This window comes from Rhizobium sp. BK418 (genome assembly GCF_004341105.1).
GTDB lineage: Bacteria > Pseudomonadota > Alphaproteobacteria > Rhizobiales > Rhizobiaceae > Rhizobium.
In genome coordinates this window covers 633,381-642,832 of the sequence record NZ_SLZK01000004.1, presented here as the reverse complement: position 1 = coordinate 642,832, position 9,452 = coordinate 633,381, and the positions used below count along the sequence as shown (strand labels likewise).

The following is a 9,452-nucleotide window of genomic DNA, read 5'->3' as shown; positions in this document are numbered from 1 at the left end:
GGAAACGGCGTCCAAGATACGCGCGCAAGCCGAGAAGTCTCGTTTTTCCAATCGAATGCGCCATTCGAAATAGGCCTGAAGCCATCAATTCACGCAGCGAATTCGGCCACTGGGAGGCCGATCTGATGATCTTCCGGAAGGAGCATGGATCCGCCAATGTCGCCACGATCGTCGAGCGCAAGAGCCGCTATACCGTTCTATTCCGCAACAACGACAGGCGTTCAAAACCGATCATGAACCAACTGGTAAGTCATCTAGCACCCCTGCCCGCGAAAGCCCGGCAAAGCCTGACGTTCGACCGAGGCCTCGAATTTGTCTCATGGCGAGAGCTGGAAAAGGGCATGGGAACGGCAGCCTGGTTCTGCGATCCGCAAGCGCCGTGGCAAAAAGGCACGGTCGAGAACACCAACAAACGGGTTCGTCGGTACCTGCCTCCGGAAACCGTCGTGTTGGACGTGACCAATCAGGAGATCCGTTCTTTGTGTGACCGGCTCAATGCCACGCCTCGGAAGTGCCTGGGATTTCAGACACCGACGGAGATCTTCAACCAGCATCTATTGGCTATGGAGGACCAGATCATATAGATTCCAACCCGCGTTGCATTCAATCTGGAACCAGCAGGGGTACATTCTATTTCCAAGTGCGACATGCCAATGATTTCAATGGCTTCACTTTGGAGATTTTGGCATGTCCCGATGCTATACGCAGCTTGCTCTCGCCGACCGACGACGCCTACAGCAGCTGATGGCGGCAAATGTTCCCGTCCACGAAATGGCCCGCCAACTTGGCCGTCACCGCTCCACCATTTACCGCGAGATCAAGCGCAACACGTTTCATGATCGCGAACTGCCGGACTACGACGGCTACTACAGCACGGTCGCGCACGATATCTCCAAGGACCGACGACGCCGGCTGAGAAAGCTGCGGCGGCACCCGAATTTGCGCAGGAGATCATCACCCAGTTGGAGGCACGCTGGTCTCCTGAGCAGATCGCTGGTCGCCTGTTGTTGGAGGGGCGCAGCCTCGTGCGCGTCTGTAAAGAGACAATCTACCGGTTCATTTACAGCAAGGAAGATTACGGGCTTGGCCTCTATCAGTATCTCCCGGAAGCGCGCCGCAAACGTCGTCCACTACGCTCCAGGAAGCCGCGCGACGGTGTGTTTCCGGCCTCGCATCGTATATCCTTATCTTCGAACGTCCACTCGGCCATGCCAATGTGACATCTCTGGTGGAGCGCAAGAGCCGCTATACCGTTCTCATCAAGAACCAAGCCGGCATTCTCGCCCGATCATGGACGAGATCATCAGAGCTTTTTCTCCTCTGCCAGCCTTTGCGCGTCAAAGCTTCACCTTTGATCGCGGTACCGAGTTTGCCGGATTCAGGGCTTTGGAAGAAGGGATCGGCGCGCGCAGCTGGTTCTGCGACCCGAGTGCACCGTGGCAAAAGGGAACTGTCGAAAACGCCAACAAACGTAGGCCGAGGTGTTCATGGCGCATTTGCAGGATCAGGTGTGATCCCCTACCCTGCAAAACAGGCGTGACGCACTTGGGTTAGCTCCTCCACCGCAAGGTTAAAGTGTCCTGTTTCTGCAAAGTTGGAATGTCACACTCCCCGGGTCTGAAGGGTGCCCGGGAGTTTGCAGGTGGGGTTGATTGCGATGAGCGAACGCGATCTGCATACGGATCGAGATTTTGTCGAAGGTAATCGCCGGCCGGATGACCATGATGTCGGCTTCGCATGTGTTTGATCTGAGCGAGCACAGCTCCCTGACAGCTTATGCAGTAGAGTGAACCGGCGATCATATTGTAAAAGCTGAAGGCTTGCACAGCGAAGCGGACGTTTCAGTTCCCTGCCACCTGATCTGACACCGGCACGCCGGCAGCCTTTAGCCCCGCAAAGAAGCGTTCCTGGTCCTCGGTCCGCGCCAGCCGCTTGGCGACTTCTTGCCTGACGTTCGGGATCAAAGCTGGTGACTTGAGCTTGATCCAGTCGAGCTGCTCATTGGCCTCCGCGGTTTTTCCCAGCGTGCCCAGGATGGAGAGCAATACGAGGCGATGCATCGGATTGTAGTTCAGGTCCGACATTCGGGACCAGAGTTCCGCGGCTTGCGTATCACCCCTCATGAAGGCACAAAGCGCCATTCCGACTTCGTAATATCCACGTGGTCCGGCTTTTCTGCTTATGGCCTCGGAAATCAGCTTGCAGCCCGTGTCCCATTTTCCCGCCATCGACAGGCGCAAGCCGTATTCACCCGCCACCTCGGTATCATTCGGATTGCTGGCATAGGCGGCCTCGCCGACACGCAGGGCTCCGGTCGGGTCATTGCTGAAAAAAGTGGCGAGCATCAGTGCTTGAAGAGCACGTGCATTCTTCGGGTCGAGCCGCACCGCGTGTTCGGCGAGTTCTTTAGCAACATTGAGTGTGGCGGCTGTCGGCTTGGTATTCAGCTGGTACGGAAAGCGGAACTCGTCAAGATGGATCAGCGATAGAAAAGCGACAGTATTGGAGACATCGGGGTTCTTTTCAACGGCCCGCTGCAGACAGGATTTTGTCGCTTCATGCGCCTGCGCAGTCATCTCGCTGCGATAGCTATAGTAGGAGAGAATGCAGGAAAAAGCATCGGCACTTCCGGCAATGCTGGCGGTGTCCGTCTTGAACATGACGCCGAACGGCCGTGCAACCGCCGTGGCGATATGTTCAGCGAGGCTCGACTGCGTTTTCAGGACGCCCTGCACTTTCATGTCGGCATCGTAGTTGTTCGCCCAAATGACCACGCCATCCGCCCGACGCACGAGCCTTGCCGTTGAACGCAGATTGCTTCCTTCCAGCCGAACGCTTCCCTGGAGAGTGTAGAGTGGCTCCGGTGAAGCTTGGCCCTCTCTATTGCGCGGCAGCGCGGCGGCGACCACGATGTCGTTGAAGGGGACGAGTTTTTCGATGATGTCGTCGGTGATGCCTTGAGAGATATCGGATGCAAGCCCTCCTTCAGAGGCACTTTCAAAGCGTTCGACGACGACGGTGGGGCGGTTGCCGATCCCCACCACCCTCTCGTCTCCCGTATCGAATAAGCGTGCATGCAGAAGTATCGCTGCCGAGACGAGGAGGATAATCGCACCTCCCGCAAGGAGCCTATATCCGGGTCGTGACCAGAGCCCACTCGTCTTGTCTCGGCTGACCGTATCCCCAATAACTTTCGGCTGCTGCGCATCGCCTCCCCCTGATATCGGTTGACCGGAGGGCCTGGGTTTCGACGTACCTGCGGGCTCAGCACCTTGCCTCACCTCGAAGACCGGCGCATAGCCGCCTCTGGGAACTGTGATGACGATCCGGTCAGCAGCGCCGGCGGTTAGGTAATAATGTTCCAACTCCCTCCTCAGCCGCCCTGCTTCGATGCGGACACAAGGATCCTGCTGGGCATCGAAATTCGCGTCTCTGCCGAAAACCGCCTGCGCGATGGTGGAGGCCTTGAGATAATCGCGGCGGCCCGCAAGCATTTCAGTCACCACAAATTCAAGGAATCGCCTCGCCCGTTCCGGAAGACGGAACTCCGGGCTGAACAGAATACGCTCGAGTTGCTGTTCCACCTCTTCCTGAGAAGGGATGCTGCAGCTACCCCTGTCAACGCCTGCATTTGTCATCGGCTGCCCTCAAATCCTGATTGCCTACAACCTGCAGCATGCTTCTGCTGACGATAAACGCGAGTTGGCGTAACGGCAATGGCATTCAACCGAACAGCCTAATTAAGGGCAAACGCATTAACGGATTGCGACCTAAGCGAGCAATTCAGGGTAAGCTGTGTGCTGACGTAGGATACCGTATCCTACCGAGGCGGACGCGTATTTTACTGCCCTCATCTCCCCACGCGCCCTATCATTATCTTCATACTCTGGAGGAAGCGGCGATGACATCACCTGAAACGTCCACATCCCAACCCATGACGAGTGCCGAAGATCTGCGCAAACGTGCTCTGGAACTCCAGCTTCTGGAGATGGAGCGCAATGAAAGGATCAAAGAGCGCGAAGCAAAGAAACATTCTGAGTTCGTCGAGGATTTTTTCAGCAAACATGTTGGAGAAACGGAACGCGCCGTCATCAAGCGGCTAGTGATGAAGGCGGCTGCAGACGGAAAATACGAGGCTCTGATCTATAGTTTCCCCTCGACATTCTGCACAGATAGCGGCCGGGCCATCAATAACAATCTACCCGGATGGCAGAAAACGCTGCAGGGAAAAGCCAAGGAACTTCTCGAACTGTTTGAAGAAGTTGCCAAGCCACAAGGCTATGGGCTCAAGGCAATGATCATCAACTTTCCCGATGGCATGCCGGGAGACGTGGGCTTCTTCCTCACCTGGGAACCGCCTGTCGACTGACCGGTAAAAGCCGGAATGCGCGAAGGAATATCAAACTTGAAAGCGACCGAGATCGAGTGAAGTTCCCAAACCATTGGCCCACCCGCCCGTCCTGTAACAGGCTCATCTTTGCCGCCGGGATCGAAACTCCACTGGCGTCCGCTTGATTGGCGGGCTCTCCTCGCACCAGCCGCACACTGACGGTTGCCTTGCACCCTCCGCCGGCTGCGCAGGACGCCGCCGGTTGAGGTGCTATTCGCTTACGACGGTCCAGTTGGCATCCGGATTGAAATCTCTGATCGCCGCCGCGCGCTCTTCCGTTTTCGGTCCTAGATCGCGCTGGTAAATGACGTTCGCGCCATTGACGATGAACGTCTGCACGCCGGTGACCCGATATTTGACAGGCCACGCGATGAGCGCGAAGCCACCGGTCATATAGCCGTTGATGATGTAGTTTTGCTTGCCGCCAAGCACGTTGTCTCCCTGGGACGTCAAAATGCGATAGCGATAGCCGTAGTAGCCGTCGCCGCGTTTAGCGGCGCCGAAAGCGGCCGTCTCAACCAGAGCGCTTGCAGGGCTCTCCTCGGGATAGACGTTCGGATCCCAGTAAAGGCCATCAAGTTTGCCCGGACTGCTGATCAGTTTCTTTGCGAATTCATAGATGCCGTCGCCATCACGGTCCTCGGATGCATATTGATATTGGGCGGCGACGTATTCATGCATGGTGTCGATAGTGGCGAGTTCGTTTTCGCCGACGCGACGATTGATGATTTCCTCCAGGCCGCGCTGAGTGTCAAAGGACCATTTGCCGTCCTTGCCCTCGGTTAGCGGAAACGGAAGAGGCCAGAGCCGATCGCCGATGGCGACGATCTTCGTGCCTTCCATATCCCGCAAAACTGCCTGCCGCTGGGCGCCTTCGCGGATCAGACCATAAGCGATCGTCGCCTCGTTGCTGGATCGCAACTTGTCAGCGTTGAGACCGAGCAGAGCCGCGAGATCTTCGATACGGCCGGAAGCCAGCGCTGATTTCAATTTGTCGAGCGCAAGCTCTGGACTGTCGAATTTCGGGGACGGCGTCGCTGCCCTGAATTCGGCGAGATCTGTTTGCGCCTGCGAAAGCGCCGGCGTTGTCGGCACGGCGCAGATGACTGCCGCAAGCAAAATCGGAATTACGGTCGAATGACGTTTCATAATGTAGCTCCCTGAGCTGGAAAGAGGCCTCACCGGCGTCCGCCACCACCCCGGCCGCCGCCACCTCGCCCACCACCGCCACGATGCGGAATTGGGCGCGACCGCTGCTGGGGACGGGCTGACTGGCGATGGGCGCCCATGCTCTGCGCCCCTCGTTGTGAGGCAACGGCTTCACGCCGACCGGATTGGGGATTGCCGAGCGCGCTCGGCTGGCGCCCGCGATTGTCAGGTCTTGCGGCCATCTGCGGTTTGTTGGCCTTCTTGACGGAGTTCTGTGCGGGCTTGGAGGAGCGATTGGCTGCCTTCTGAGGACGCGCTTCAGGCCGGGATGCGGCCGGCCGATTACCTGCCGTTGGTCGATTTGCCTGCGGCCTATCCTTCAGGCCCTGCGCGGTACTTTTGCGAATGTCTTGCGCACGTGCCGAGTTGGCGCGATTAGCGGGCAGCTGGCTCGCCTGGATGTCGTTGGCCCTGTTACGCAACTGGTTGCGATTATCGCCCTGCAGGCCGGACTTGATCGTCGACCGGTCTATCTTTGCAAGCTGGTCCTTGCTGATGCTGATCTTGCTGCGATCGACATTGTTCCAGTTGACATCGTTCCACTTCAGCCTTCCGTTGAAATTGCGGTCGTTCAGGCAGTTGTTGCAGTCGATGTCTATGTCGCCACCCCAGCGGCCGCCCCATACGCCCCAGTCGTCCCAGTTGACGATGGCCGCAAAGGCAAGGCCGGTCACAGCGCCAGCGAAGAACGTCGCCCCGGGATAATAATAGTTGTCGTAATAATCGGGGTAATAGGAAATTGGCGCTGACTCATAGCCCGGCTCATAGAGCATCTCCGGCGGATATTGCGGGATATAGATTTTTTCCGGATCGGTCGGCCGGATGATGATGTTGTTGTTTTCAGTGACGACCGTCACCTTGTCATCGGTTTTGATGATATTCTTTTCCACCGCTTCGTCGCGAAGCTGCTGGATGGCGATCAGGACATCCTTCTGCTGGTTGGTGAGCGCGTCGGCGAGTGACTGGGTCCAATCGAGATCGTCGCTCATCATCTTGACGATGTCAGGATAATTGAGCAGCGAGACAACGCTGCCGTCCCACTCGCTCTTGGGCTTGAGGTCGGAATTCTTCTTCTTTGCCTCCAGAAAGCGCTGTGCCTCGATAATCTGCAGAGGGAAGAGAGACGCGGACGAAATTGCCGCAACCAGCTCATCGGGATAGAGCGCGATCCGGGCCACGAGCACTTCAAGCTCATCATCGGATAGAAGCGCGGCTGCGGGCTGTTCAGCACTTGTCTGCGCCGGCGCTGCTGCCGGTACAGGGGGCTGCGTCTGCGCTCGCACTGGGAGCGCCGGCTGCAACGCAATAATCGCCAGCGCAGACAATCCACCAAGCAGCTTGCGGGAAATTGCTTTCATCACGGACGGACCTCCCTTGGGTCATTGAACGACAGATACGCCTACAGAGATTTTGGACCGCTCTGCGGCGACCGCCTGAGCACCACAATTTTCGATTGGGCGATCGCCTCCCCCATCTCCTTCAAGAGGGCATCGACGAGGTCAGCATATTCCAGCCGCCGCGCCTCCCGAACCGCCTCCGGCAATCGCTCGACATGTGCGAGTGCCTGTGCCGCGGCTGTCAGATCTTCACACATGCTGTGAAAGGGCTCGTTTGCGTAGAAAAGACGTTGCACCACTCGCTTCTGGTTGGGAAAATAGGTCTCTGCCGTCTCAAGGACGGACAAATATGTCGAACCTTGCTCTCCCGACACCATCCCCGCCCCCGCCATCAAGCTGCGCTAAGCAGATGAGGAAACTATATATATCAAGCAGATCGGCAGCAGACGTAAAATACGCGATCTTACATTAGCCGGCTTCCAAAAAAGGCTTGGCGAACTCGGTCCGCGAGGCCAGAATGTCACCCAGCCCTCCGATCCCATCCCTTCATTTTCCCTGGAGGTGATCCGTACAGGCAGGGCAAGCTGCCGCGCGCTGATAGAGGTTACGCGATGCTACGGGCCTCAGCGCCAAAACGGGCCTAATATCCGTGTTGTCGACGCGATCGACCGGCTCGGCACGCTCAGGGCTCCTGGAAAAAAACCGATCAGCATCAATTGCCTGGTTGGCGTCATCCCGGCGATGCAGCGAATAGCGAAACGCAAAGGGGAGCCAACGGTGAAAGCATAAGGAGCCAGCAGTGATAGGCAACCTCCCAGTATTGCGCGGCTTGGCCGGTTTCAATAGGGGCTGGCTTCGCAGTGATATTCCGGCCGGGCTGTCGATCGCCGCTGTCGGCCTGCCTAGCGCTATTGCCTATCCCGCCATTGCGGGCCTACCACCGGAAACTGGCATCTATGCCAGTATCGTCGCGCCGATCGCCTATGCGATTTTTGGGCCTTCCCGGCTGCTGATTGTCGGACCCGACGCGGCGTCAATGTCGGTGTTGGCCGCTGCAATGGGCACGATCATCGCCGCCGATCCGACAAGCGGCGGCGATCGGGTAGCCATCGCGGCGGCTCTCGCCCTTGGCGTCGGCGCCTGCTATCTCGTCGCCAAATTGCTGAAGCTTGGCGTTCTCGCAAGCTTTCTTTCCCGCCCCATCCTGGTCGGGTTCTTTGCCGGCGTGTCTCTCTCGATTCTTGTAGGACAGATCGGTCGCTTCACGGGGCTGAAGATCGAATCGGATGGCTTGATCCAGCCGCTCGTTGAAATGCTTGCCAAAAGCAGCCTTATCCATTGGCCTTCGCTCATTCTCGGGCTTGCCATGTTCGCATTGCTATGGATCGTTCGTCTTTTTCCCTTCAAAATTCCAGGCCCAATTCTCGTCGTTATAGTCTCGGTCGCTCTTTCCGCGATTTTCGATTTTCGGGGCCAAGGCATTGCCGTCGTCGGGGACATACCGCGTGGACTTCCGAGCTTTTTCCTCCCTCCGCTTTACGAGATGCCTCTCGACAAAGTCGTCACTGGTTCGGTTGCCATCTTTCTTGTCAGCTTCGGATCCGGCATCGTGGCAGCACGCAGTTTCGCGTCGCGGACCGGTGACGAGGTCGATGCAAATCAGGAGTTGGTCGGACTTGGCGCAGCCAATATAGCGCCCGGGCTTTTCGGTTCGTTTCCGGTCAGCGTGTCGGACTCTCGAACCGCCATAAATCTATCGACTGGCGGCGTTTCGCAGGTCGCAGGGTTGGTTTCCGCCGTCGCCCTGATCGCCGTGCTGGTTTTCCTCCACGGGGCACTGCGTATCCTTCCCATTCCCGCGCTTGCTGCCATCCTTACAATGGCTGCTGTCAGCCTGATCGATATCCCTGAGCTCAAGAAGATCTGGCGCATCAGCCGGATGGAATTCGTCTTCGCGCTGATCGCCATGTGGGGAGCGATCAGCTTTGGTGTTCTCAATGGCGTCATTGTCGCGATCATAGCAACCTTCGTCTATCTCCTGCGGCAGACCATGTTTCCGCGCGACGGCCTTCTTGGCCGCATCGAGGGGCGGCACGGTTTCTTCGATCTCAAGCGCTATCCCGAGGCCCGTCCCGTCCCGGGCGCGGCCGTCTTCGCGGTTCAGGGCAGCATCCTGTTCTATAACGCCGATTATGTACGCACCCGGCTGACGTCGGTCGTGAAGGAGCTTCCCTCGGGCACCAAATGCCTGGTGCTCGACGCCAGCGCCATCACACAGATCGACAGCACCGGCGCGACTGCGCTCGAAGCCGTCGCGGAAATCCTCGTGAAGCGGAACATCATCTTCGCCTTTGCCGATCTCAGCGACGAAAGCCGCATCATTCTCGAACGGGCGGGGATCATCAAGATGGTCGGCGCCGACAATATTTTCAACGGCAGAGAAGAAGCGCTGCGGACACTAATCGGCGATATCGACCAAATCAGTAGTCCCATGCCGGCGAGTAACGCTCTTTGAT

General features: G+C 57.6%; 7 protein-coding genes and 1 pseudogene. 4 read left to right on the top strand and 4 right to left on the bottom strand.

Translation table 11 applies throughout. The features are described 5' to 3' along the window. Positions 1–584, top strand: a 584-nt coding sequence (locus tag EV281_RS19830; protein ID WP_132655399.1) for an IS30 family transposase, incomplete at its 5' end; no start/stop codon positions are given. A gap of 103 nt (positions 585–687) precedes the next feature. Beyond that, a pseudogene (locus EV281_RS19825) lies at positions 688–1,473 on the top strand (IS30 family transposase); the annotation flags it as partial. Positions 1,474–1,841: 368 nt separating this feature from the next. Here EV281_RS19825 and EV281_RS19820 read toward each other — a convergent pair. Continuing rightward, positions 1,842–3,638 (bottom strand): hypothetical protein, encoded by a 1,797-nt coding sequence (locus EV281_RS19820; RefSeq protein ID WP_132655397.1) that lies wholly within the window; start codon positions 3,636–3,638, stop codon positions 1,842–1,844. A gap of 263 nt (positions 3,639–3,901) precedes the next feature. On the opposite strand from EV281_RS19820, the gene EV281_RS19815 reads away from it, so the two are divergent. Continuing rightward, positions 3,902–4,369 (top strand): hypothetical protein, encoded by a 468-nt coding sequence (locus EV281_RS19815; protein ID WP_132655466.1) that lies wholly within the window; start codon positions 3,902–3,904, stop codon positions 4,367–4,369. Between the two features lie 231 nt (positions 4,370–4,600). Here the strand turns inward: EV281_RS19815 and EV281_RS19810 are convergent, their stop codons facing one another. Genes EV281_RS19810 through EV281_RS19800 form a run of 3 tightly spaced genes read right to left on the bottom strand, consistent with a single transcriptional unit; the run spans position 4,601 to position 7,313 of the window. Beyond that, complete coding sequence (locus EV281_RS19810; protein ID WP_132655395.1) at positions 4,601–5,539, bottom strand: DUF2950 family protein; 939 nt, start codon at positions 5,537–5,539, stop codon at positions 4,601–4,603. A gap of 29 nt (positions 5,540–5,568) precedes the next feature. Continuing rightward, the gene (locus tag EV281_RS19805) at positions 5,569–6,957 is read right to left on the bottom strand and encodes a DUF3300 domain-containing protein (RefSeq protein WP_132655464.1); all 1,389 of its coding nucleotides are present in this window, start codon (positions 6,955–6,957) and stop codon (positions 5,569–5,571) included. Positions 6,958–6,998: 41 nt separating this feature from the next. Next, positions 6,999–7,313 (bottom strand): hypothetical protein, encoded by a 315-nt coding sequence (locus EV281_RS19800; RefSeq protein ID WP_132655393.1) that lies wholly within the window; start codon positions 7,311–7,313, stop codon positions 6,999–7,001. Positions 7,314–7,735: 422 nt separating this feature from the next. Between EV281_RS19800 and EV281_RS19795 the strand changes: the two genes are divergently transcribed. Continuing rightward, complete coding sequence (locus EV281_RS19795) at positions 7,736–9,451, top strand: SulP family inorganic anion transporter (RefSeq protein ID WP_132655391.1); 1,716 nt, start codon at positions 7,736–7,738, stop codon at positions 9,449–9,451. Position 9,452: the final 1 nt, after the last annotated feature.